At 53.2% G+C, this 24027-nt stretch carries 25 protein-coding genes, 1 pseudogene and 1 riboswitch; of the genes and pseudogenes, 8 read left to right on the plus strand and 18 right to left on the minus strand.

The window, feature by feature from the left end; all coding sequences use genetic code 11:
• From K1V27_RS15975 to K1V27_RS16010, 8 genes and pseudogenes are all read right to left on the minus strand, one after another.
• Nucleotides 1-1515 carry a PAS domain-containing sensor histidine kinase gene (locus K1V27_RS15975; protein ID WP_258931050.1) on the minus strand — a complete coding sequence of 505 codons (1515 nt, stop codon included), beginning with the start codon at nt 1513-1515 and terminating at the stop codon, nt 1-3.
• 3 nt (nt 1516-1518) lie between these two features.
• On the minus strand, nt 1519-2802 hold the full coding sequence (locus K1V27_RS15980; protein ID WP_435051665.1) for an ISNCY family transposase: 1284 nt from the start codon (nt 2800-2802) through the stop codon (nt 1519-1521).
• A gap of 306 nt (nt 2803-3108) precedes the next feature.
• A pseudogene (locus K1V27_RS15985) lies at nt 3109-3606 on the minus strand (ATP-binding protein); the annotation flags it as partial.
• The gene (locus K1V27_RS15990; RefSeq protein ID WP_258931051.1) at nt 3603-4874 is read right to left on the minus strand and encodes an ABC transporter substrate-binding protein; all 1272 of its coding nucleotides are present in this window, start codon (nt 4872-4874) and stop codon (nt 3603-3605) included. The gene K1V27_RS15990 and the pseudogene K1V27_RS15985, both read right to left, overlap by 4 nt.
• Nucleotides 4875-5154: 280 nt before the next feature.
• The gene (gene cbpB / locus K1V27_RS15995; RefSeq protein WP_258931052.1) at nt 5155-6546 is read right to left on the minus strand and encodes a peptide-modifying radical SAM enzyme CbpB; all 1392 of its coding nucleotides are present in this window, start codon (nt 6544-6546) and stop codon (nt 5155-5157) included.
• A 258-nt stretch (nt 6547-6804) separates the two neighbouring features.
• Nucleotides 6805-6942, minus strand: a riboswitch (cobalamin riboswitch).
• A 101-nt stretch (nt 6943-7043) separates the two neighbouring features.
• Nucleotides 7044-7229, minus strand: a complete 186-nt coding sequence (locus K1V27_RS16000) for a MarR family transcriptional regulator (protein ID WP_258931053.1) — start codon at nt 7227-7229, stop codon at nt 7044-7046.
• 39 nt (nt 7230-7268) lie between these two features.
• Entirely contained in the window at nt 7269-8609 is a 1341-nt protein-coding gene (locus tag K1V27_RS16005; RefSeq protein ID WP_258931054.1) for an NAD(P)/FAD-dependent oxidoreductase, read from the minus strand.
• A gap of 247 nt (nt 8610-8856) precedes the next feature.
• Nucleotides 8857-9834 (minus strand): MDR/zinc-dependent alcohol dehydrogenase-like family protein, encoded by a 978-nt coding sequence (locus K1V27_RS16010; protein WP_258931055.1) that lies wholly within the window; start codon nt 9832-9834, stop codon nt 8857-8859.
• Nucleotides 9835-10117: 283 nt separating this feature from the next.
• Between K1V27_RS16010 and K1V27_RS16015 the strand changes: the two genes are divergently transcribed.
• Entirely contained in the window at nt 10118-10888 is a 771-nt protein-coding gene (locus tag K1V27_RS16015; RefSeq protein WP_258931056.1) for a S1C family serine protease, read from the plus strand.
• Nucleotides 10889-10964: 76 nt separating this feature from the next.
• Nucleotides 10965-11450, plus strand: a complete 486-nt coding sequence (locus K1V27_RS16020; RefSeq protein WP_258931057.1) for a hypothetical protein — start codon at nt 10965-10967, stop codon at nt 11448-11450.
• A gap of 91 nt (nt 11451-11541) precedes the next feature.
• Here K1V27_RS16020 and corA read toward each other — a convergent pair whose 3' ends face one another.
• The 5 genes from corA to K1V27_RS16045 form a co-directional block, all read right to left on the minus strand.
• Nucleotides 11542-12339, minus strand: coding sequence for a magnesium/cobalt transporter CorA (gene corA, locus K1V27_RS16025; protein WP_258931166.1), 798 nt, complete (start codon nt 12337-12339; stop codon nt 11542-11544).
• A 100-nt stretch (nt 12340-12439) separates the two neighbouring features.
• The gene (locus K1V27_RS16030) at nt 12440-12727 is read right to left on the minus strand and encodes a CHC2 zinc finger domain-containing protein (protein WP_258927472.1); all 288 of its coding nucleotides are present in this window, start codon (nt 12725-12727) and stop codon (nt 12440-12442) included.
• A gap of 11 nt (nt 12728-12738) precedes the next feature.
• Nucleotides 12739-13530 carry an ExeA family protein gene (locus K1V27_RS16035; RefSeq protein ID WP_258927473.1) on the minus strand — a complete coding sequence of 264 codons (792 nt, stop codon included), beginning with the start codon at nt 13528-13530 and terminating at the stop codon, nt 12739-12741.
• A 5-nt stretch (nt 13531-13535) separates the two neighbouring features.
• Nucleotides 13536-15092 carry a helix-turn-helix domain-containing protein gene (locus tag K1V27_RS16040; RefSeq protein ID WP_258927474.1) on the minus strand — a complete coding sequence of 519 codons (1557 nt, stop codon included), beginning with the start codon at nt 15090-15092 and terminating at the stop codon, nt 13536-13538.
• A gap of 38 nt (nt 15093-15130) precedes the next feature.
• Entirely contained in the window at nt 15131-15811 is a 681-nt protein-coding gene (locus K1V27_RS16045; RefSeq protein ID WP_258931058.1) for a DUF6431 domain-containing protein, read from the minus strand.
• 26 nt (nt 15812-15837) lie between these two features.
• Here K1V27_RS16045 and K1V27_RS16050 point away from each other — a divergent pair, with 26 nt between their 5' ends.
• On the plus strand, nt 15838-16407 hold the full coding sequence (locus K1V27_RS16050) for a tetratricopeptide repeat protein (RefSeq protein WP_258927476.1): 570 nt from the start codon (nt 15838-15840) through the stop codon (nt 16405-16407).
• 232 nt (nt 16408-16639) lie between these two features.
• Here K1V27_RS16050 and K1V27_RS16055 read toward each other — a convergent pair whose 3' ends face one another.
• The 4 genes from K1V27_RS16055 to K1V27_RS16070 form a co-directional block, all read right to left on the minus strand.
• Nucleotides 16640-16933 (minus strand): hypothetical protein, encoded by a 294-nt coding sequence (locus tag K1V27_RS16055; RefSeq protein ID WP_258931059.1) that lies wholly within the window; start codon nt 16931-16933, stop codon nt 16640-16642.
• 61 nt (nt 16934-16994) lie between these two features.
• Entirely contained in the window at nt 16995-17618 is a 624-nt protein-coding gene (locus K1V27_RS16060) for a hypothetical protein (protein ID WP_258931060.1), read from the minus strand.
• Entirely contained in the window at nt 17615-18127 is a 513-nt protein-coding gene (locus K1V27_RS16065; protein ID WP_258931061.1) for a hypothetical protein, read from the minus strand. The genes K1V27_RS16060 and K1V27_RS16065 overlap by 4 nt, the downstream gene beginning before the upstream one ends.
• A gap of 869 nt (nt 18128-18996) precedes the next feature.
• Nucleotides 18997-19650 carry a lactate utilization protein gene (locus tag K1V27_RS16070; RefSeq protein WP_258931062.1) on the minus strand — a complete coding sequence of 218 codons (654 nt, stop codon included), beginning with the start codon at nt 19648-19650 and terminating at the stop codon, nt 18997-18999.
• A 267-nt stretch (nt 19651-19917) separates the two neighbouring features.
• Between K1V27_RS16070 and K1V27_RS16075 the strand changes: the two genes are divergently transcribed.
• Both K1V27_RS16075 and K1V27_RS16080 read left to right on the plus strand, forming a co-directional pair.
• Nucleotides 19918-21012 (plus strand): M42 family metallopeptidase, encoded by a 1095-nt coding sequence (locus K1V27_RS16075; protein WP_258931063.1) that lies wholly within the window; start codon nt 19918-19920, stop codon nt 21010-21012.
• A 67-nt stretch (nt 21013-21079) separates the two neighbouring features.
• Nucleotides 21080-21589, plus strand: coding sequence for a DUF3124 domain-containing protein (locus K1V27_RS16080; protein WP_258931064.1), 510 nt, complete (start codon nt 21080-21082; stop codon nt 21587-21589).
• Between the two features lie 4 nt (nt 21590-21593).
• Here K1V27_RS16080 and K1V27_RS16085 read toward each other — a convergent pair whose 3' ends face one another.
• The gene (locus K1V27_RS16085; RefSeq protein ID WP_258931065.1) at nt 21594-21815 is read right to left on the minus strand and encodes a hypothetical protein; all 222 of its coding nucleotides are present in this window, start codon (nt 21813-21815) and stop codon (nt 21594-21596) included.
• Nucleotides 21816-21960: 145 nt separating this feature from the next.
• On the opposite strand from K1V27_RS16085, the gene K1V27_RS16090 reads away from it, so the two are divergent.
• The 3 genes from K1V27_RS16090 to K1V27_RS16100 all read left to right on the plus strand — a co-directional run bounded on the left by K1V27_RS16090 (nt 21961) and on the right by K1V27_RS16100 (nt 24019).
• Nucleotides 21961-22470, plus strand: a complete 510-nt coding sequence (locus K1V27_RS16090; RefSeq protein WP_258931066.1) for a hypothetical protein — start codon at nt 21961-21963, stop codon at nt 22468-22470.
• A gap of 453 nt (nt 22471-22923) precedes the next feature.
• Nucleotides 22924-23598, plus strand: a complete 675-nt coding sequence (locus K1V27_RS16095) for a glycosyltransferase family 2 protein (RefSeq protein WP_258931067.1) — start codon at nt 22924-22926, stop codon at nt 23596-23598.
• Nucleotides 23599-23653: 55 nt separating this feature from the next.
• Nucleotides 23654-24019 carry a DUF2304 domain-containing protein gene (locus K1V27_RS16100; RefSeq protein ID WP_258931068.1) on the plus strand — a complete coding sequence of 122 codons (366 nt, stop codon included), beginning with the start codon at nt 23654-23656 and terminating at the stop codon, nt 24017-24019.
• Nucleotides 24020-24027 lie beyond the last annotated feature (8 nt).

Below are 24027 nucleotides of genomic sequence, written 5' to 3' on the forward strand. Positions count from 1 at the left end.
TCAATGCGCCGCTGCAAAACTCAGTTTGAAGGTGGTTCCTTCGCCCTCCCGGTTCATGACCTGGATCTCGCCTCCGTAGTCCTGCACTATGCCGTAAGTGATGGCGAGACCGAGGCCCATATCGTTGCTGGTTTCCTTGGTGCTGAAAAAAGGCTCGAAAATCTTGTCCCGCACCGATTCAGGGATGCCGATGCCGGTGTCCTGGACTTCAGCCACCACCTGGTCGCCGTCCTGGTAAGAACGAATGGTGATCGCACCACCGGGCGCTCCGCCGTGGGTCTCGGCCTTCTCATTAATCGCATCGCGGGCGTTGGCCGCCAGGTTGAAAAAGATCTGTTGCAGCTTGTTGTCATGAGCAAGAATGGCTGGGATTTGGTCGGAAAGCTGCAATTGAATCTGAATGTTTTCAAGCTCGAACTGTCTCTTGACAATGGAGACCACTCCGCGAATCGGCTTGTTGATATCGACTTTTTCCGTTACCAGTTCCGCCTTTCTGCCGAACGACCTGAGGGTGTTGATGATTTCAGCGGCCCGGTCCACCTGGGTGCTGATTTCACTGACGACCTGGTGGAGATGGTCCCCGGGGACCTCGAGATTCTGCTCGCTCACCATCGCCAAAAAATCGCTTCCCATTTTGATTGCGTTCAGAGGCTGATTGAGCTCATGGGCAATGCCGGCGGACATTTCCCCCAAAGACTTCATCTTGCTCGCTTGAATCAACTGTGCATCTTTTTCAATCATCTCGGATATGTCGGTAGAAGAGATAATGATGGCCGGCCTTTCCCGGTAACTGATGTGGCAGGCATGCAGGCTTACGAAGAAGGGTTTGTTTCCTTTACGGTAGTGCATCACCTTCGGGTAGTACGCAGATCCCTGGCTGCCTCCCTCCTCTTCGAACGAAGCGAGGCAGGAGGCGGTGTTTTCCGGCCCAAGTTCGAGGAAAGACCTGCCAAGCAGCTCGCTTTTGGGATAGCCGTAGACTTCCACCGCGCGCGGATTGGCATCGAGTATTTCGAACGTACCGCAATCCACCACAAAAATTGGGTCCGGCCCACTGTCGAATAAAGACCTGTATTTTTCCTCCGACTCGTGCAGGCGCCTGCGGTACAGTCGAATGCTCCAAATCATATTGTAGAAGGAATCGGCCAGCTGGGCCACTTCATCGCCCCGCTGCCGGCGATAGAATTCACATTTGCGACAAGTCCTCAGTTCCTCGCTGCCGTTTTCGGGACGGGCGATTAACGGGTCCACCTGATCGAAGTGCCAGCAGGGCAGGTCATTGCTGGCAAAAGCAGGGCAGTCATGCGGCTCCCATCCTCCTCGTACCTGGTGCAGGTCCAGCTGACAGCAATTCTCATTTTGGGTTTTGTCGAGTTTTTCGCACTTGCTCCCAGGTGATGCGAGGGCAAAGATATAGCCTGCGTCTTCTGGTAAGACGTTTCCGAGTTCAATCTTGTCTGTAGTTCGTGTTGCGGGCGGGCAATATACGCTGAAGATGTCCTCTCTACAATCCATCGCTTATCCAGGTGCAGCGCGCGTAAGGCCCTTTAGCATAAAGTCCAGGAGGTGTTGCCAGCTATCAAAACAAATGTAGCGGGTCAAGGCCCGTAGGTCATCGAAGAATGTCTTGCGTGACGGTAGAATCTTTCGAAGCCGCTGGTAGTCTTGGTCGGTCCATTCCAAGACGGTATGGAACAAAAAGGCCAGCAGGTTGAAGGCGACCAGCAGTGAGGACAGGTGCTGCTTGCCGTGTCCGTAATTGTGTTCGAGATTGTAGCCTTTGGTCTTCAGCGTATTATTGTTCTCATTTTCTACTTTCCAGCGGCTGCGGCCACCGGCGACAAGGATCTCCACATTATGATCGGTAATCTTAAAATTGGTGGCAAAGGCATTTTTGTAGAGCACTTGACCGTCTTCTTTGGAAATGGTCAACTCCATCCAGTTGACTGTCAATGCATCTTCGGTGTCGCGCAGAGGCACGTCGTTGGCGTATTTATAGGTGTAGATCTCCCGCTGCTTCCCATTCCAACGGGTGATAACAAATTGGTTGAGGTCTCCATGCTGCTCCAGCAGTTCCACCCATCGATAAAGGCTTTTATGCGAATCGGGCTTGCACACAAACAAGAAGTTGAACCCCTTGGAGAGAACCAGCCGGCACATTGGTTGACGACAATAGAGGTCGTCGCCCAGAATAGTTACAGCAATTTTACGGAATTTATCGCCGTGCTTTTCCAGCCACCGCTTAGCGGCATTGGTTTCACAGTCCTGTTTGTCACTGCCATCTTGAGGGACAACGAATTCAGGAGCCAGGGAAATCGCCACGTTGTGGGCAGGGTTTACGATCACCGGTGTAATGGCACTATGATGATAGGTTACCGAACCATCTTTGCGCATAGTGGTTGAACAATTCGGGCAATGAATCTTCTTGGATGAAAAATGGTAGGTACCATCAAAGGCCATCGCCAAATTGTCCCGGTACCAGAGCATAGGCGAGAGCAGATTCTGCGTTTTAAGAGTTTCGAACACATTGTCAAAGACCTGCGAAAGATATGATGGAGCAACTGGGTCAAGCATGTCTCGGATGTGGTTATCGGAAGGAATTTGTTGGATACCAAAAATAGTTTGAGTATTGTCTCTACCGGTGCGTTGGCGCATTGCTTTTTGATGTGCGAGGAATGAAGGATTCTGAGTGTAGAACACGGAAAACGCGGCCATACCAATGTCTTGCATGCTATAGGTGGTATTGTTGCCGGTTCGCTGATCCGGGAAGTGATCAATGGCGGCTCGCAGAAAGCTCAACAACGTCTCCAATTTAACCGGTTTATTGGACATCTCCCCTCCAGTCCTGCTGCAAATTGTTATGGGCCTAAAAACAGTCCAAATAACAATTGCATACACGACTATGGGCGTGCTGTCCAGGACAAAATCTTCAAAATGAGAATTGCTGTCCAGCTGAACATCAAAATTGCCGCGGCTCAGCTCGTCGGATATCCTGGTCAGTTTGGAAATGGGCATGGTGATGTATTTGGAGAGCCAGTGACTGAGAACAAATATGATGATAATGATGACCGAAAGGTAGCCGAGAAAGGCGAAGCGCAATTTTGCCACCAGGCTGTCGATATGGCTCTTGTTCAGCCCCACATGCACCATCCCGATGCGATAGATCCCCTGGGTGATGGGAGTGGCGATATCGTAGGCGGCCTGGTCTCCAATGGCAAACAATCGCACGCTGCGGATTTCGCCGGCCGGCACCGGATTGGCGTGGCGCAGCTCGGCAGGGAACGGACGGGTGAAGGTGTGACTGATGACCTCATTGTCCTGATCGGTGATAAAAATGTAGGAAACAAGATGTTGGCGTTCGGTCAGCTTCGCCTCATCAAATATCAGGCCCAGCAGTTCCGGGTAGTTTTTGTCGAGGATGTAACCACTGCCCCGTTCGGCAATGGTGCGAGCGATGGCTACGCCCCTCAATTCCAATTCGGAAATGAGAGTCGAAACCAGTATCCAGCGGGCGAGGAAAGCGATGGTAGCGCTGATGATGAGGATCACCACCAGGTTGGCAAAAAAGAACTTGTTCTTCAGGCTGATATCGGCAAACCGTTTCATGGCCGTTGAGAAATCTCCTCCGGGGGTGCCGCGCCCGGTTTGCGCGCCGAAATTTCCTTCTCAATTTCGGTCCAATCTTGAACTAAAACGAACTCGCCGTTTTCCAACAAAGTGAAATAGACCTGGTCGAGACCTTGATGGTCATCACTGCCGAAGGAAATTTCGAGATCCGATCCGAGCGCATAATTCTGAATGGACTCAACCGCGGCGATAAAACCTTCTCTGGTCAAATCGCGCCCGGCCCGATCGAGTCCTTCCACCAGGACCCGCGCGTTGATATATCCTTCGAATCCCACAAAGTTCGGTTTATCGTCCGGAAAGTACTTGTTGAGCAAAGTCACATAACCGGTTTCCCCTTCCAGCAGCGATTTGGGCTGACCGCCTTCGGGCGGCGGCACCACCTGCGACATGATCACCGTTATATCGCGTTGCGCGGCAAGCCTGCGAGCCAGTTCCTCGGCACCGACGAAGGAAACCAGGTAAAAGACCGGATTGTATCCTCGTTCGACGGCGAGGCGGATGAACTTGGCACAAGGATCATAGGTTCCGATCATGACAACCGCTTCGGCCCCGGAGCCGATAATCTTATTGAGTCCCTCGGTCACTTCCATGGTGCCTCGGATGTAGGAGCCGCCTGCAACCGGAGCCAGGTTGAATTCTTTTAAGGCGAGCTCGGTCCCGGTGAGGCCGTCGAAGCCGAATGCGTCGTATTGATAAAAGACGGCGATTTTACTGAGGCCCAAATCCTTGAGCAAATGAGCCACTGCAGCCCGGGTTTCCTGATAATAAGAGGCGCGCACATTGATCACGTAGGCATTGAATGGGTCCCGCAATGCATTGGCGCCGGTAAACATGCCCACCAGAGGAATCCGGGCTTCTTCCACCAGAGGCAGGATCTTGACCGTAGTGGGCGTGCCCACATAACAAAAGAGAGCGAATACTTTGTCGTCGATGATTAACTTCTGCGTATTGGCCAGGCATTTTGGCGGATCGTAGCTGTCGTCGTAGGCTGTGATGTTAATTTTGCGCCCGTGAATTCCACCGTTATCGTTCACATAATTAATATAGCAGAGCGCCCCGCGCAAAGTCTGAGTCCCTAGAAAACTGGCATGACCCTGCAGCGCCAGCGAAGAGCCCAGCACGATTTCCTGATCCGTGACCCCGGGGGAAACTTTTGGCATAACGGTATCCAGATCGGACTGCTCACAGCCGGACTGCGATGCAAGTAAAATCAACAGAATCAGCACGCAAAGGGCTCTCTTTTTCACTCCAGCCTCCCAGGATTTTGCAAACAACAGCGCGGGAACAGAACAGCAAACTTTACCCGTCGGCGTCTGTGAAAAGTAACCGGAAATTTCTATACTTTCTAATTATAAGCATTTACAAATCATTTCCACTAAATTCTGAACGCTTGAGTCAACAAGGGTGTTGCGAAAGGGACCGGCGGTGTTGCTCGGGACGGGGTGTGAAGTGATGGGAAAAGGAAAGACGAGGCGGCACCGGCCGATGGTTGGCCGATGCCGCTTGAGCCCAACGATCAAGGTTGGTTCAAATCCAGCAAAAACTTGGTTCGCTCTCTTCCTGCCAGCCGTCCCACAGGTAAGCCTGTTCCGCCCCTGCGGCGATCACCCGGAAGGCGTAACGCACCTGCTCCTCGTAAAATTCGCAGTAGGGACTGGGTGCGTTGAGTGTTCCGGCAACGGCTTTGACTTCAGCCGGGCACGGCGCTCCACAGTAGTGTCGAATGGCGCATCCGGAACAGGGGACAATGGATTCAACCTTGCGATTGGTGACCGACTGGAAAGGTTCGCTTGCCAGGATGGCAGACAGGTCATCCCGGTACAGGTTGCCTCCGTTGAAGGCATCAAAACCGATGAACTCACTGCACGGGAAGACATCCCCATGGGCGGACACGGCAAAAAAGCAGCGCCCTCCGCCGCAGGGCGACAGGTCGCACATGAGGCGCCTGGTGGTGGGGCCGACAATCCCCGCCAGGACATTGGCAAAGTTGGCGACCACCAGCTTCCTGCCGGTCCTCTGGTAGAGCTCACCGGTTCTGTCCAGGGCCTTGCAGAAGTATTCGGCAAGCACGTCATTGGCCGGTTTCAACCGATGACCGCCGGGCTGAGTGCAGCGCACCGGATTGAACATCACGGTGCCGACACCATGCTCATGGTAGAAGTCGACCATGGTTGAAATGGTTCGAACATTGCTCTCAGTCACCGTGGTGATGACGTTGAAGGCCGGATAGCCGGAGAGGTTCTCGATCACCTTCATTACCCGCTCAAAAGCTCCTGCACCCTGCCAGGTCTTGCGCGTCAGGTTGGCCAGTTGCGCGGTCGGCGCATCCAAGGATACGCCGATGCCCACCCGCTGGTCCGTCAGGAATGCGATGGCTTCATCGTCAAGCAGCGAGGCATTGGTCTGAATGCCGAAAGCGAAATCGTCACGGAACCTTTCGATGCCGGCAAACACCGCATCTTTTGCCAACATAGGCTCACTTCCGTGAAAGATCAACTGGGGCCTGACATGATCCGGCAAGATCGCGCCGAAATAGTCTTTGAGCCTTTCCAACGCCTCATGCAGCTCGGCTTTACTCATGCTCTTACCGCTCAACCGCATTGTTTCCGGCAAGTAGCAGTAGCTGCAGTTGAAATTGCAGCGCTCGGTCGGGTTGAAATAGACGGCCGATGGTTTGAGGCCAAAGCGCAACTGCTGCATTTCCACCCGAAAGTCTTCCTGCCGCTCATGAAAATCGGTGACCAGCCTGCCGGCCAGGACATCTTCCAAGGCGTCTCGCGCAACCAAAGCCCAAAAGGCCGAATCGGGCTCAACAACGGCTACGCGGTCGGTAAGGCCGAGTTCCAGCACGGCAAACTGCGGACCGTATCCCGTGTTGGCATAACGGGGCGCTTCTTTAATACTTTGTGCAGTGATCATGCATCCTTCCTATTTCTTTTCGGTTTTCTTGGCAGTCAGCAGAATGTAATGGGACAATCCGGTTCCCTGGTTGAGATCCGTGCAACGACGACGATAAGAAATGATTCGAGCTTTCTTCTGCATACGATCCTCCTTCGAGTTGTTGAAATTTTGATTCGATCGATGGGCTCACAATAAAAAAACCCGGACAAGCCGGTTGTTATCCGGCTCATCCGGGTTCCTTTTACCATCGGGTTCCCGTCGACGTTTGCTCAGCAGGTCTTCTGACTCTCGGATCATGGAAAAATCTGCCGCCTTCCCCTCGAGGTGAGCCTCGAAAGTGGCCGAGCACAAGCTCCAGGCAGATTCCCTCCCCGATCACAGCGGCGGGACCGTCACGGATTTGCACCGTGTTCCGGGATGCTGAAAAACGACGATTTTTCTAAACGGTGTTCAATAAGCCAAAAGAGACGGTCGTTGTCAAGCAATTTGTCAACAGTGCGTCATTTCTACCCCCTTCAATCGGCCGGGGCGTAATAGCATCTCTTGGGAGAAACCACTTTACCCTTCTTTTTCAAGGCATCGATGGCTTTGGAGACCGCTTTGCTTTCCATCCCCATCGATTTCGCCAGTTCTCCAGGTCTGACGGGTTTGCCGGCTGACTTCATGGCCTCGAGCACCTTTTGTTCCCGGGTTTCATGCATCAATGACTCCTTCTTGTTAAACCTGGTGAAAAGTGTCGGCTACTGCCTGAATCGAGAAGCAACGGCTTCCCCTGCCATGATTCCGCTGACAGAGGCTTGCAGCAGGCCACGGGTGATTCCAGCACCATCGCCGATGGCAAACAGGTTGGCTACTTCGGTCTCCATTTCACGGGACACATGGATGCGATTGGAATAGAATTTGACTTCCACGCCGTACAGCAGCGTGTGTCGCGAATACACCCCGGGTGCGAGCTTTTCCAGCGCCTGCAGCATTTCAATGATACTCAACAGCAGCCGATACGGGAAAACGAAACTCAAGTCGCCGGGAATGGCTTCAGCCAGCGTCGGCCGCGTGAGGCACCGGGCGATGCGTGCGTGGTTGCTGCGCCGACCGGCCAGAAGATCTCCCAGTCGTTGGATGATGGCGCCCTTTCCCAGGAGATTCGCCAAGCGTGCAATGTAGAGTCCATAGGCTATCGGATCGTCGAAAGGTTCCGTGAAGGCACTGCTCACCAGGATAGCAAAGTTGGTGTTGGCGCTCTTGCGCTCGGCATAACTGTGGCCGTTGACGGTGGTGATCTCCCCATTCTTTTCCGTCACCACTTCTCCGTATGGATTCATGCAGAATGTGCGCACCTTATCGTCAAATGTTTTGGAATAGTAAATCAGTTTGGACTCGTAACTGGTATCGGTGATGTCTTTGAGGATCACCGCCGGCAGTTCCACGCGCACTCCGATGTCAACCGGACTCGCCCTGGTCTTGAGTCCGAGTGCCTCCGCCTGACCTTTCATCCAGCTCGCTCCTGAGCGGCCCGGTGCGGCGATTACGAAGCGACTGTCGAGAATTTGGCCGTCTGCCAGTTTAACCCCCCGGATACGACCATGTTCTACCAGCAATGTCTGCACCTGACATCTTGGACGAATTTCCACACGATCCGCCAGGGTTTTTTGCAGTCGATCCAAAACGATCCTGCAATTGTCCGTGCCGATGTGGCGGATGCGTACCGGAACCAGTTCCAGATCCGCGAGCCGGGCCCTGTCTGCGAGATCCTCGATGCGTGGAGACATTGCACCAAACATCCGATCGGGAGCTCCGTGTTCCACGTAAATCCCATCGGCTCTTTCGAGAAGAGCGTACAAAGATTTCGTATCGATGAAATCCCCCAGCGAGCCGCCGACCTCGGGGGAAAGGGTGAGCTTCCCGTCACTGAACGCACCGGCACCTCCCCAGCCGCACAACATGTCTTCAGACCTCTGGCGGTCGCACAGATCTCTTCCCTGCTCGATGACGAGCACCCGGTCGATGCCGGCCTGTGCCAGGGTGAGGGCGGCAAAAATGCCGGCTGGTCCTGCGCCTACGATGATCACCTGATATTCCATGGGGTCACTGCCTTCTTCATGGCCCGCCTGGATCGCGGGTTGAATGTCTGCTTGCGAGAGGAGAACACCAACAAATTATACTTGTTAACGAAAGAAACATGCATTCCTATGCCGGCAGTCACTGCTGGGTTTCGTCACGCCTGGGCGTGACGAAACCCAGCGACAAGGCCTGCAAATAATGAAACATCTAATGCTTAACCGGTATACCCGCATGTCGCGGCGATCGCAAGTTTCACGACGGGGCGGGTCAATAGCGCAGGAGTATTTTCCTGCTGCCCGCGAGGCGGGCATGCTCGAAGGCAGCCTTAAAGTCAGTGAAGTCATAGACTTTTTCAATCAGCGGAAGCACATTCACCAATTGGTTTCTAAGAAAGGCCAGGGCAAGGTTGAAATCGCCGCAGCGTGAGCCCACCAGGTGGATTTCGTTGACCACCATGCGCGCCATATGGATGGGGGAAGGCTTGTGCAGAGTGGACTTCGCCACGATGGTCCCTTCCGGTCTGATGAGTTCCAGGGCGTCGCTGATGCCTTCCGCCTTGCCCGTGGCCTCCACTACGATGTCAAAAAACCCGAGAACTTCTCTTTGCTCTGCAGGCGACCCGAAAATCGCTCTCCGGTATGTTTTGACGCCCTGGTCTGCAGCAACGGCCAGCTTATCCTGGTGCTTGCCGATGAGAATCAAGTCCGGATTGAAGTGCCGCAGGGCAATCGCCGTCAATAACCCCAGCTTGCCGTCACCCAGAACCGCTATTCTGTCGGCGGCGCGAAGGTGAACCTGCTGACTCGCTTGCAGAGCGGCAGCCAGGGGTTCCACGAAAACCGCAGCCGCGCTGCTGATGGATTCATCTACGAGGTGAACATTCTCCAGGGGGACTCGAACATACTCTGCGAAGGCGCCGTCCCAGTCCTTGATGCCGATCACTTTACGGGCGGCACAATGTCGTTGCTTGGCGAGCTTGCACCAGCGGCAGTTTCCGCAGCCGCAATTGATTTCGCTGACAACCCGTTTTCCCTCGAGGCGCGGGTCGCCCGGCGATTCATGGACGATTCCCACAAATTCATGGCCGGGAACACCGGAGAAATCATAGTAGCCTTCAAAGAGCTCTACATCCGTGCTGCAGATACCGGCCATAACCACCTTGATGAGGACTTGATCCTGCTCGACAACGGGCCTGGATTTGTCCGTCAGCCAAAGGCTTTTGTGCTTGAATGTCACGGCTTTCATGTTGCCTTCTTTGCTCCTCTGTTCCTGCCGGGTCACCGCCCCGCCTCTTGGCAAAAATTTACCCTTTTACGCTCAACCCGTATAATTTTACATTGTATGTGTTAAAGTTATTTTACTCAATCTTGAGGAAACTGTGGTTTTCAGGGAGAGGATTCCGGGTCCCGGGCAGGCCGGGTTGAATCAAGCGAGCCGCGGGGCTCACCTCAACCCCGGAATATAGCCATGGAGACGGTCGACCTGGATTTCGTGCAAATAAGACAGCTGCCGGCAGCGAAAGGAATCGATGATGAGACTCAAGCTATTGTTTGCCTGCACCACGATCATTGCTCTAATGGCATGTTCCAGTTCGCACAGTGGATCGCTTCGCAACACGCCGGTGGTCCATGTTATCCAACGCTATGCACCGGCTGTGGTCAACATCAGAACGGAGACGGTGCTGGATTTGAAAGAACTTCCCGAGTGGGGCGAGTACGGCAGCAAGTTGGACACGTTTTTCAGTGAATATTTTGGTAGAGCCTACTTTGAAGGTACCCTGAAATACAAGAGCATCGGCTCGGGAGTCATTGTGCGTGACAGCGGCTATGTGGTTACCAATGCCCATGTGGTGATGAAGGCCAGGAACATCTATGTGGTCCTCAATGATGGGACCATTTTGGAGGCCAAACTCAGCAAGGCAAGCCAGCCTGATGATCTGGCTCTGCTCAAGGTCGATCTTCCGTATGCCGTCAACAGCCCGAAACTGGCAGATTTCAACGACATCATGGTGGGAGAGACGGTCATTGCCATCGGAAACCCTCTGGGGTTGGAAAATTCGGTGACCGTGGGGGTCATCAGCGGCAAAGACAGGGATTTCTCCAGTAACAGCTGCAGTTACGTGTGTTCGGGCCTGTTGCAAACGGATGCTTCGATCAATCCCGGCAATAGTGGCGGAGCCCTGCTCAATCTTGACGGTGAACTGGTGGGAGTTAACCTGGCCGTGGTTCAAAACGCCCAAAACATCGGCTTTGCGATTCCCGCGAACAAGGTTGACACGTTGCTGAAAGGGGTTCACTAATGTTCTTTCCTACTTTCAGTTGACCGCGGGTTAAGCCGCGCAACTCAATTACAATGCTACGGTGGAGGGAAAAGTGATGATCAAGTCTTCTTCAGGACGACCGCAGGAAGGTGATACCTCGGTACGGGAGGCGAAAGACCGTGCGAACGAAGCTGACCGGATTTATCAGGAGGTCTGTGATGATCTGGGGATGCGGGTGTGTTCCTGGCAAAGCTTTGCTGCCTGGCAGGAGTACCTTGATGCAAAGATCAGCGAAGCGGATCTGACTGAGCGGGCCAGGGACGAATTGCAGCAGTTTTCCGAGACTTTCGGTAAATATCTGGTCATTGAGAAAACGGATCAGAAATATGAACAGCAAGAAACCGAGAAAAAGGAACGAGCAAAGCGGGCCAACAAAATTTACAAGCAGATTTGCGACGATTCCGGCATTCAAGCGTGTTTTTTCCGCGATTTCTCTTCATGGAGCGAATACGTGAAGGGTGCGATAGACGAAACCGAGTTCTATGACAGGGCCAGGAGCGAAGTCGAAAAAATGTTGAGCGAGGGAGCCCCTGTTCAATGAATGCTGCATTTTGCTCGGCCGGACCTGCGTAGAGTGGTGAAGGAGAATTTGCAGCAGATGGGTTCTCGGGGGCAGCCGGGGGATCATTAGATTAGAGCCACTTTTTCTTCCTGAAGTAGAGGAGCATGCCGATCAAAATGGCTCCCATCACCGCCAGGATCGTGAAATACCCCCAACGCCACCGCAGTTCCGGCATGTACTCGAAATTCATCCCGTAAATGCCTGAAATAAACGTCAGGGGAATGAATATCGTGGCTATGATGGTCAGAACTTTCATCACTTCATTCAATCTGTTGCTCATGGACGTGAGGTAGATATCGATCATGCCGGAGACCATTTCGCGATAGGTTTCGATGGTATCGATCACGTACATCACATGATCATATACGTCCCTGATGTACACGGTCGTCGATTCCTGGATGAGCGGCGATTCCTCCCGCTCCATTTTGCTGATGATCTCGCGCAACGGCCATGCAGACCTTCTGAGAAAGATCATTTCGCGCTTCAGCCGGTGGATGCTTCGCAATGTTTGTTCACCGGGCTCGGAAACCAGTTGTTCCTGAAGCAGCTCGATCTTTTCTCCCAACCGCTCGAGGACCACAAAGTAATGGTCGACGATGGCGTCGATCAACGCGTAGGCCAGGTAGTCACTGCCGTTTCTGGTGATTTTGCTCTTGGTATTTCTAATCCGTTCCCGGATGGGGTAAAAAACATCGCCTTGCTTTTCCTGGAAGGAAATCACAATGCCCGGCCTGAAGACCAGGCTGATCTGCTCCACTGCAAGCTCATCGGCGTCTTCAAGGAAGTAAAACATTTTCAGGACAATGAAGATGTAGTCCTCATAATCGTCGATTTTGGGTCGCTGATCTGTGTTGAGAACATCTTCCAGGTGCTAAGTCTCACAATATTTGACTCTGAGAGTCCCAGTTTAGATGAAGATGTCCTCCCCCACAAGTTGGTGGGAGCTTGTGAGGGAAGACGTGAGTATTTTAGCAGTCTTGTAAGCCGTCGATCATTTCAACAGCCTCACGGAAGTTGCAGCATTTGACGGCCATGACCATGTCGATGGGATTGAAGTTTTTCTGGCACCGGAAGCACCGGGCCAGGTTGGTTTTGGGGTTGGTGGCGGTTTGAAACTCAGAGCACAGGGGGCATAGAAAGCGAAAATACCCGTCTGATACTTTGCAGGGGATGCGCAGAAAATCAGAGATGAGCCGGGAGATGGGGATCTGATTACGCAGTATCCGGAGTTTTTGCTTGGAATAGAGCTTTGTCATGATGTCTTCTCCTAGGGAAGGCGGAATTCGGCCATGGTGTCGGTGACCAGGGCTTCGTTGATCTTGTTGAGATTTTGGGCGGCGGCATTGAGGAGGCAGGCGGTAGCGATGTTATTAATCTGCCTTGGGATGCCGCTGGCATAGTCATGGATGAGGGATTTGGCTTCGGGCTCGAAGACCTTCTCGTTGCTCCCCGCGAAACGCATCCTGGAGTCGATATAGGAGGTGGTCTGGTCCGAGGTTAAGGCGCCGAGGTGACATCGGACGGTGATTCGGTTGACAAGATCGCTAAGAGAGGCACGGGCAAGGAGCTTGGCGAGGGGCTCCTGACCGCTGAGGACGATCTTTACGGGAGTATCGGTATCGAGGGCTGAGCTAACCAGGAGGCGCAGATCGGTCAAAGCTTGCGGATCTATAAGGTGGGCTTCGTCGATGATAAGCACCGTTGAGAGATCTTCTTTTGCGGTGCGATCGAGAATTTGTAAAAAGAGATGATCCTTGCCTCGCCGGGGGGCTTCTCCCAACTGAGTCACGATTAGGCGAAGCAGGCTGGATGACGGGATTCCGGTGAAGTGGAGATAAACGGGGCGGTAGCGGTTTTTAGAGAGGTTATGGATGAAGAGCCTTAAGAGTGTGGATTTTCCGGCACCGGTTGGTCCGATGAGGAGGGCCAGGGTCCCTTGCCGGGCAAAGTAGTCGAGTCTGGCCAGGGACTGGGAGATGCGGTGGTCGTTGAGGATCCATTCCACGGGAGGGCGTTCCTGGAAGGGATGGCTGTTCATTTTGAAATGATCGAGGAACATGGTGGTTACTCCTTTTGCTGTAGGATTTGTTTGAGCTCACCGACGAGGTGGGGGAACGACTTGTTAGGCACTCGGGCAAAGGCCTGCGTGAGCACGGATTCTGTGAGCTGAACGTTTTGATTGTAGAGTTTTTTGAGCGTTTCGAGCTCCTGTGCCGTGAAGGCGGAGATGCCCACTTCTTTTCCGAGCAGCCGGGCAAAGGCTTTGACAAAGGCATGAAACGGCCACGGCCGCACGGAGACGACCTTGCGGTAATCGATGCCGCGAGTGTTTGCGGCGAGCTGCTCCCGGTGCTCGCGAACGAGGAGATCGATGAGGTTATGCTTGGGTTTTCCCCGAGCTTGTGCGGGAAGGGGCGGTTGCTCGGCCTCGCGGTGATGGAGCACGCCCGATCCCTGGTATTCGCCTTTCAGGGAAAAGATCTTCACGCTATCTGAAGACGAGAAGGGATCGTAGTGGACCCAGACCTTGTCTCCCCTTAAAGCTGGATCGACCCGGTAGAGCCGCTTATCGAGGCTAATGTCGGAAAAATCCTTGTGGACGACCCGAGTGACCTTTCTAAGGAAGGAAGCGAGCACCTGGTCCATTTCCACGTGGCGGATGACGGAAAGTCCGGTATGATAGCGGTCCTTGGGAGTCTCGCCGGTCTCGGAATGAATGGAGCTATGATAATCCACCGAGATCCATGCGCTGAGAGCTCGGTTGAGATCATCGAGGCTTATGGCATCTTGTGCCCGCACCTCGGATTCAAACCGGTCTTGGGCGGTCTCAAAGAAGCGCTCAATGAGTCCTCCCGGGGAAGGGTCCCCGGCCGGCCGGTGGCGAAGCCGGATGTGGAGCCGGTAGCAGGCAGCCTTGAGGCCGATTGCGTGATAGACCTTGGCGTTATCGAGGTAGAGTTCGCCGGGGGCGCCATGCTTGGCCAGGGCGCGCAGCAGCGAGTCGATGAGGATATCGAGGCTTTGGCGCAGGTAGTAGCGGGCCTCGACGATATACCTGCTGTGGCAGTCGATGAAAGCGGAAAGATAGGTGGGCAGGACCTCCCGGCCGAAAACAACATAGGGGCCTTCCTCGAAGTCCCCAACCCAGAGATCATGGGTATGGTCTCTGGTCCAACGTTTTCTCACCTTGTTTTTGACAACGCCGAGCTTGAGGCGGGTTGCGCCCGCACCTTTAAGATGGCGATACAAAGTAGAGCGGGAGAGCGTAACGCCATAGAGGTCCTTTAGGAATCGGTTGATGGTGGCAGGGGAGCGCTTGGGCTGCTCGCATTTAAGCTCGATGGCGGTTGCAATGATTTCTGCGGGTGCGGCCCTGGCATGGCCGCGGTCATGGCGGTCTTTTCTTGCGAGAGCATCGAATCCTCCGGTTCGATAGCGCTTCAGCTTTCGCCTGAGGGTGGAAAGGGAGGGCTTGCCGGTACGTCCGCCGGGAAAGACCATCTCCTTTTGAGAGATCTCTTTGAGAAAATCCTGGATCGATTCCGGCTCCACCTCGTCGAAGAGAACGGGGCGAAGGAGATCGCACCAGAACAGGGCCCATTTTTCATCTTTTTGCTTCATAACGCCTCCTTTGTTTTATGGTTGGAGGCGAGCATAAATCATTGCCAGGCGCAGCCTGTTGCAAAGAAGGGGAAAATTGAAGCACCAAAAACAACTCGGAATACCGCCTCCAGGTGGACGAGCCGGCGAGAGCGTTTGAGGGTTTCTTCCCGAGCGGTTTTCACGAACTTATTGGGGGAGATCGTTAGCGCGGCGAGATCCCGGTAGACTTTTGTCGCCGGATCCTTCTGTAAGATGAGGTCCAGAGCGCGGCGCGGGATTTCTTTGAAGCGGCCAAGAGTGTCGATCCAGCGGTAAGGGGTTGTGTGGGAGAGGACTTTATCGACCGGCGTATTTCCTTCGTCCGTCGAGGCATGGAAGATCTCCGAGCCTTCTTCCAGGACTGTCTTCCGATAGGTCGACGTCTCATCTTCCAGATAGCTTGCCGAGCGATGAAGTATCGCGTCGCTGGTGTAACGCTTGAAGGGAAGCGCGAAAGGAGGCTGTTCGGTGAAGGTCTTATGGCAGCCGGGGCATTTCCACCGAATGACAAGGCATTTTACCACCTGGACCAATGCGTCGCATAGAATGCGGAATTTGCGGGGGCGTGCCTGATGCCGCCTGAACAAATCCGGTTGAGTATTGCAGACGGGGCAGGAGGGCAAACCGCAGCGGATCTTGTTTCGCAGCACATTCAAGCTGTATTTTCTAATATCTGAGCGGGTAAATGGAGCAAACATGGCGTCTCCCACTTGAGCGAATAGTCATGATCGAAGAGGTTTCCGAAAAAGCCGTTCGTTTACTCCAACCTGGCGCCGCCCGCAAGCGCAAAACCGCCGGCGCCCGACGCGCCAGATGCTATGTTTGGCAACGGTTTTTCAACAAAGGAGTTGCGTTACCCATGAGTAAGATATCCCGCAATGCGCCCTGCCCTTGTGGAAGTGGAAAGAAGTACAAAAAATGCTGTTTGTTGCGCGAACAGGTCTCAGCGACACGGCCGCCGCAGGCTCCTTCAGATGTCTTCAAACAGATCCATGCCCAAATGGAGGAGTTGGACAACCTATCGAATAGTGTCATTGATCTCATCCAAGCCGGGAAACTGGACGAAGCGGAAGCTCAGTGTCACAAGCTATTGGAGCAATATCCGGACGATGTTGACGGGCTCGACAGACTGGCAACGGTCTATGAAGCCAAGGGGCAGAATAGGATGGCCGCTGAGTACTACCGAAAGGCGGCCGCTTTTATGCGCTCAAGGCCAGGATTTGACAACGAAGCCATTGAATGGGCTCTGAAGAAAGCCTCTGAACTGGAGTCTGCATCGTCATCAGCAGAATAGATCTTGCAGCCGAGCCATGGCCTGCAGGTGGTCGGCGAGGCTCGTGGCGCTGCGACAACCAGTAATGTTGACATTCCGGAGGTGCTTCGGCGCCCCCGCTGATGCCCAGCCGTTATCCGGCGTGGTCTTGGGACCGGTTAGCGCCCGGCGCGCGGGGTAGGCAGGGTAAAGTGCAAAAGCATGGCGAGGTATAGCGGGATAGGCGGGATCAGATTACTTGGGACTGTTCAAATCAAATATTGTGGGACGTAGGATCCAGGGTAAGAGGGTGCAGGTTGTAATGGTTGCCAATTTTAGCAATGACATCGATCTCGTGCACTCCATCCACGTTGATCCATTTGATGGTTCGAGCGTCCTCCAGGGAAAAGCACTCCTCGACGGTTTTGACCTGCTTTTCCTGAGACGAGGTCTCGTCATACTTGATTAAGGTTATCTTGGATTGCTCGGTTCTCTTTTCGCCGATATGGATCAAGGTGCCAGGGGCAAGTCCGGATTTCTTCGACCGCCGCTTGATAAACTTTGGCATGGCGTGCACCTCTTATCAGAGGAAGACAGGTTGCCGGTTCCGACAAAATCAGACAAGGCAGTTAAGCGGTTTTTTGGTACAGGGTGGCAATCCCCTGGGAAGCCACGTCAGCGATCAGCAGCTCCAGACCGTCGTAACGAGGCAAAATCTTGTTGAAGCCGTATACCAGATACAAGGATCCAACTTTTGCCTGGGCGGCGATTTTTGCTGCAAATGCGTCATGTAGTGTAATGTAAGTATAGAAGATGTCAACGTCTTTGAAGCTCACTCCAGTGTGGGCCCGGATCCGCTGGAACGTCTCGTCTGCCAGCGAATTGCCGGCAAAAAGGGAGATGTTGGCTGGAGGCACCGTCAGTTGATTTTCTGTCAACCGGCAGCCAAGCTCTGCGGCATGGGACTGGTACTCACCGAGAATATCGGGGTCTATCTCGATGCCGATGGATTTTTTGACAAAATAGCTCATCAAGAGATTGACTCGCCCGTCTGCACAGCCCAGATCCACGAAAATCGTGTGCCGCGGGTTGATGAATTGACCGTTTTCCAACTCGCCTGCACAGCGGATGAACTTGGTCAAGTCGGCCGACTTGCGGTAACCTTCAAAACCCTCGCAGCCGACCTTGCAACCATCATAAAAATCGGCAATGCAGGCGAGGGTGGAAGCCAAAGAGAGAGTGGTCGACTTCATGCACATAGGTATCTTTTGATGGCTTCATGCAGAGCAAAAACTGCATCCAGTTCCTGGCCGTTAATGGTTTGCAGGTGAATGATGTCTTCCATGGCTATGGTTTCCCGGATCTTACCACACAGATAATTCACGCAGATCACGTGGCGTGCCGCCAGCGAACACCCACGGGGGCCCAAAAAATAGCAGCTGTTCTCCATATACCGTCGCGTGGGCAGAACCCGGTCCAACAAGAGATTCATCAGCAATAAAGTGGGGCTGTACTTGTCTTCAATGCCCTTACCGCAACAGCTCCCCCCTTCCATCTCTTCGCACGTCCTGCAGGCGGCGGCAACCCCCACTTGCAGCATGGCCCGCCGCGAAGCGGCTACGTTTTCTCTCACTGCAGCAAGGCGGGGACCGATCCGTGCATCTCGACGCAGGCGCGATCCCCACCTTGCCGAGAGGTCATGCGCCAATCGAATTTTTTCTTCAATGGATCGGCGGCCCAACTTTTCAGGTCCAGAGGTCATTAACCTTCCTTGATGGTATTGCGGATATTCCGGCATTGGATGTCTACAAGCCTGGCACTAAGCAGGCACACTCCATCCCTGCCGGGCAGTTCTTCAATAGCCGATAATGGAACTACTTGCAATGTCTTGTGCACACTTGACTGCAGCGTGCCCCTGGTCGAATCCATGGGCGCGCCAATCAGTGCGCAATGGGGGAGGCTTTGCGACCGGGCCGAGAAGGGGGTAACGGGATCGACATGAGAGGTTTGCGGATTGCGGAAGAAGGGCCGGAAAAAAAGCCCGGGTAGAAATCGAGGAATTGGGAGAAAAGCAATCCTTTTGCATAAAGCACTGATTTTGGAGGCATGATTACAAAATTAACAAGGTCGAAGAGTTTCCTCTCCGACCTGCCACCCCTAACAGGCAAGGTCTTAGGCCCTTTCCTCTTGCTGCCTGCATCCCAGGGTCTGACTGGAAGCTGAGCAACAGCTGTGCCAGGCCTTAAAGTGTTGTTATGTTCTTGAACGTTTTTGTTAACTGGCTGAAGACACTAAAAAATGTCGACATTACAGGAAGTCCGGGGAAGATTTCTGCCGGACGGTTTCCTGCCTATTCTGTCAACTAAACTATCACCTGAGTTTGAAATTTATCAAATCATTCAGGAAAATGAATTAGTTAGAAACAGTCAACAAGATAGACATATGTGCTCTATGCTGTCACTCAATGCCGATGGCCGTGCATCGGATCGTTCTGTTCACTGCGGTGTTCAACATTGGCTCATGACAGATTGGTGACGTAGGGGGCGCTGTCTCGACCTGAATCCCGCTCCTCCGTGAGGCGCCTCAACCTCAAGGGCGTGTGCGCAAACCGGGGCGATACCGGCCCAGGGCTCAAATGCCGCAAGCTTCATTAATTAACAGTACCTTTATTCTGCCTTTGGGGAAAGACTTTTCCGTAATTGTCCAGGAATTGCATATTCTGTCGGGGCTCTTGCATTCCTCGCAATACGAAGTCTTGACGCAGGGAGTCTTTTTGTCGAGGCGCATGGCGTTGGTTGGGGCCGTGTAATTCTTTATGCGCAGCATGGCCTCTTCCAGGTCTGGAACGATTTTATTGCGGCCTACCAGAACAATCACGTTCTTGGGGCCAAAGGTGATGGCAGCAACGCGATTTCCGATCATATCCAGGTTGACCAGGTTCCCGGTTTCGGTGACCGCGTTGGTTCCGGTAATGAAAACGTCCGCCAGCAGTGCTTTGCGGCGGCGTTCAACCATTTCATCGGCTGCAATGGTCTTATCAAAGGTGTCGATGACTTCCAGACCGGATCTGTTTTGCAGGGCCCCATACAGGCCTGATTCGACAAGGGTCAGCGAGCCTCCCCAGGAGATGGTCTTGGGATCCAGCTTGGGGAGCATCTCTTCCAATACAATTTTTTTTGCCTCTTCCCGGTTTTCTGCAATGAACACTGCAAAGTTGTTCGCTTCGAGAGTTTCCTTGAGATCTTTCAGTCGCAATCGCCAGTAGTTTTCCGCGAATTTTTCCATTTGATACTCCTCTCGGTCATGCGTGTAGATTAAAGTGTGTAATAAACCTTGCTCGTCCACGACTGATCATGGGCGGGGAGCAGCTTGTGTTTGCAAGGAAATTTATATAAGTTTGCTGATCGAGAAATGCAACCTCGCAGCATGCATGGATTATCGGCAGTGTTGAACTGAACGTGGATTGCCAGACACGGATCATGCACGCCGGTGCGGCTGGTGACCGGCCGCCGCAAGGCCATATGAAACGTCAACACAAGGGGCGCTGTGCCAATGAGCCGGGAAATAGAAAAGGAAGCGTTGAGGCTGCTCGCCAAACTGAGTGAAGCACATGGCGCTGCAGGTAATGAGGATTCCGTGCGTGGTATATTTCAAGAAGAATTGGGTGATAGAGTCTACAGCGACAGAACGGGTAATGTTTTTTTCAGGCAGGCAGGCAGTGCTGACGGCCCATGTGTGATGCTGACAGCGCACATGGATGAGGTTGGATTTGTGGTGCAATCGGTCGCCAAGAGCGGCCTCATTAAGTTTATGCCCGTTGGTGGTTGGTGGTCGCATACGCTCCTTGCACAGCGTGTCAGGATACGAACCCGAAAAGGTGATGAGATTATTGGTGTGATTGGTGCGAAGCCGCCTCATTTGCTGGAGAAAAATGAACGTGAACGACTGGTGAACATCGAAGACATGTTCATCGACGTTGGAGCCGCTAATAAGGAGGAGGTCCTCCAAAGGTTTCAAATCAGTCTGGGGGATCCCATTGTGCCTTACAGCCCCTTTGCTCGCATGTTCGATCCCGATTACCTGTTGTGCAAAGGGTTTGACGATCGGGTGGGCATGGCCCTGGTCATCCAGGCCGTCCATATGCTGGGAAGCTGCCGGCATGCGGGCACCGTCTGCGCGGTGGGAACGGTACAGGAGGAAGTGGGAGTGCGCGGGGCTCAAACCGCCGTTTTCGGGGTAAATCCGGACTTGGCGCTGGTATTGGAAGGCACTCCGGCCGACGATTTACCAGCGGTGAGTGAAGATGAAAGGCAGGCCTCCCTGGGTCGCGGTGTGCAAATCAGACTCATGGATCCTTCCGCCATCATGAACCGAAAGTTGACCCAATCCCTGATCGATCTCGCCGAAAGGTTGCAAATCCCTTACCAGGTGGCGGTTCGCAGAAGCGGGGGTACCGATGCGCGGGCCATTCACCTGCATGGTGCGGGCGTCCCGACGGCCGTTTTGGGGGTACCGGCACGCTATATTCATACCCACAACTCGATCATCCACCTCAAGGATTATCTGAGTACCCTGCAGCTGGTTGTGGAATTCCTGAAGCATTTGGACAGAAAACGGGTCAATGATTTCACGGGATTCATCCTGTGAAAAAAGCCATACGAGTTTCCGGTTTGGATCAGAGTGCGCCATGCGATACCGCAAGAGGGAGGAATCGATGGAAAGAATTCGGATAAAGAGCTTCTCGATCGTCTTTGCCTGCGTGCTCGGTGGGATGGTTCTTTCAATGGGTTTTTTCGCCTTTTCCCACTGTTTGGCCGGCGAGGCAAAATCGCATAACGGTCAGACGGTTTATGTACCCATTTATTCGTTCATCTATTACGGAAATAAGTTTAAAAAGATAGATCTTACGGCGACACTCAGTATCCGCAATACCGATCTGGTTCATGCCATCGAAATTTTGGCAGTGGACTACTATAATTCCGACGGTAAGCTGATTAAAGAGCATGTAGAAAAGCCGATCAAGCTGGCATCACTGGCTTCTACTCATTTCCAGGTGGCGGAATCAGACCTGAGCGGAGGATTGGGAGCAAGCTTTGTGGTTCAATGGAAAGCCGAACAAAAAGTGAGCAGCCCCATAGTCGAAAGTGTGATGATTGGGGCAATCTCGGCTCAAGGAATCTCTTTTGTCTGCCGGGGGGAAGTGATTCGTGCATCCGCTGACTGAAGCGTTACTCCCCGTCTGATGTGGTTTTTTGCAAAACGCTGCCGCCCATGTTCAACACTCGTTTTAGTGTCCGCTGCAGCTGCGCTTCACTCAGGATTTTGAATTCCAGGGAGTCTCCGGCGGGAGAAAGGGTGTGACATCGATAAAAGGGAGTACCGGGAGCATCCGATTCAATTGGCTTGACAATCTGTCGATGGCCTGAAGGATAGATGAATTCATAAATCATATGCGCGTTCCCCCCTCTTGATTTCGCCAATGGAATGGGCGAAATATGGCATATGGCAGCGGCAAGTGCCGATAGTTTTGTTTCCGTGAGAAGACAATGTTATTATATTTTCCAGTGTGAAGATATCATAAGGAGGCACATCGATATGCGACGGTTTTTTATCCTTTCCCTCCTCATTTTGGCGGTAACCGCTGCCTTCGTGTTTCCGGCGGTTGCTCAGGAAACCAACACCGCCGGCTGTATCCATGTGTATGACGCGACGGGGCAGTATTTGGGTATCTTGGTGGAAAGAGGCAAGATGCAGGATGAGGCGGTTGTTTTTATCCCGGGGATAGGCAAGTTTACGACCATCAAGCAAACCACGGGCGAGATTGAAGCCACCAACCTGACTTTCGATTCGGAGGGATGTGTGGGTGTGCCTTACTTTGCCGGAGGGGTGGACTTCATCAGAAAGTGTGGCGGCAAATACTATCTGGGGGGCTCTATGGCGCGCAACATCCCGCGCGTATCGACACAGCTCACAAGTGGAGAATGCCTCCAATGGTCGCCCGTTTACGATAAACTCACGGAGATGTTTGAGGCCAGTGAAATTGCAGAGAGTTACATCCCTTTCACCCTGCCCGTCGCCCTGCCCCTGCATTATGAGTATCAGTAGCCGCGTTTGACCGTTTGACGCCGCCTCTAATTTTGCGGGGCCTGTCTCCTGGGCCAATTCTTACAGCAGAATGGGGACTGAGAAGTCTGCCTTGAACCAAATGCTTCGCGGCATGGCGTAGATCTCTGGAGGTGCACGCGAGGTTGATGGTGCATGGTTTCAACGCCTGCTGGAACGTCTCATGGAGTGTGCTGGAAGCGGCTTCGAGAATGTGAGGGTGAGACGTGGCGGCGTCTTGCGGGGTCTTCGTTTTTTGCAAGTTTATTATAATATTATCAAAATAATACGATAATAAGCGTGGGATTTGAAGTGTTTATTTTAGTTGATTGAATTTGGAAAAGGGGTTAATGGTCCCATTGGCTCAGGATGCCACCTGGTTTATAGATAAGGATCGGTGTGCGAGTGATCGGATAAGGGATCGGGATCACTTCTTCCTTTGTCAAAAGGATGCCAATGACTCAGTGTTCATCGCCCGTTGTTCTCATTCCTGCAAGGAATGAAGAGGCCACTGTAGGAGAAGTGGTTTGCAAGATATTGTCCCAGCTTCACTGCGAAGTTGTCGTCATTGACGATGTGAGCACGGATGGTACCATCGAGGCGGCACGATCGGCCGGTGCGACCGTCCTTCCCCTGGCAATTCATTTGGGAGCCTGGGGGGCCATCCAGACCGGCATGCGCTATGCTCTCAAAAAGGACTATCGAATCGCCGTAACGATGGATGCCGATGGGCAGCATCAAGCGTCCAGCGTCAAGGGCCTAATCGAACCGATTAGATGCGGGGATGCGGATATGGTCATCGGTGCGTGTGTCAAGCGAGGCAGCAGGGCACGCCACTTGGCCTGGATGATCTTCCGCCGGCTTTCCGGAATAGGCCTGGAGGATTTGACATCCGGTTTCCGTGCCTATAATCAGAAATCCATGATCCTGTTGGCGTCCCGCAAGGCGACGCTGCTGGATTATCAGGATTTGGGGGTGTTGATACTCTTACGCCGAATGGGGCTGAGCATCGTTGAGAAGCAAGTGGAAATGTGCCCCCGACTGTCAGGAGCTTCCAGGATCTTCAATTCATGGTGGGTCGTTGCCAGGTACATGTTGGCAAGCAGTATTTTGTGCCTTGCCAAGCGTTGAGGCAATCGGCTCGGACAATGAAATTGGTGCTGCACCGAAAATAGATGGTGAATTTGTGTTGATTTCTTATAAATGGACATCGGCAGTGCTGGGTCTCCTGGTTGCCGGTGTGATCATGGTGTTGGTGCGCCGCGATTATCTTCATACCAGATATGCCCTATGGTGGTTGTGTGTGGCGGTTGCTGTTCTTATTCTGGGGATTTTTCCCGGTTTGGTCGACCTTGTCGGATCGCCCTTCGGAGTGCATTATCCTCCTATCCTGGTAGTGATCATTTGCCTGGGGCTGATCCTCATCAAGATGCTGACCATGGATCTGGAGCGCTCGCGGCAGGAAAGGGAATTGAGACGGCTTGCACAGCGGCTCGCGCTCCTGGAAAGTATCAAAGGACAAACCGTAGACGGGGTTAAGGAGGAGTCCTAGAGGCTTTG

It is taken from the genome of Desulfoferrobacter suflitae (genome assembly GCF_022603395.1).
GTDB classification, from domain to species: Bacteria; Desulfobacterota; Syntrophobacteria; order Syntrophobacterales; family Syntrophobacteraceae; genus Desulfoferrobacter; species Desulfoferrobacter suflitae.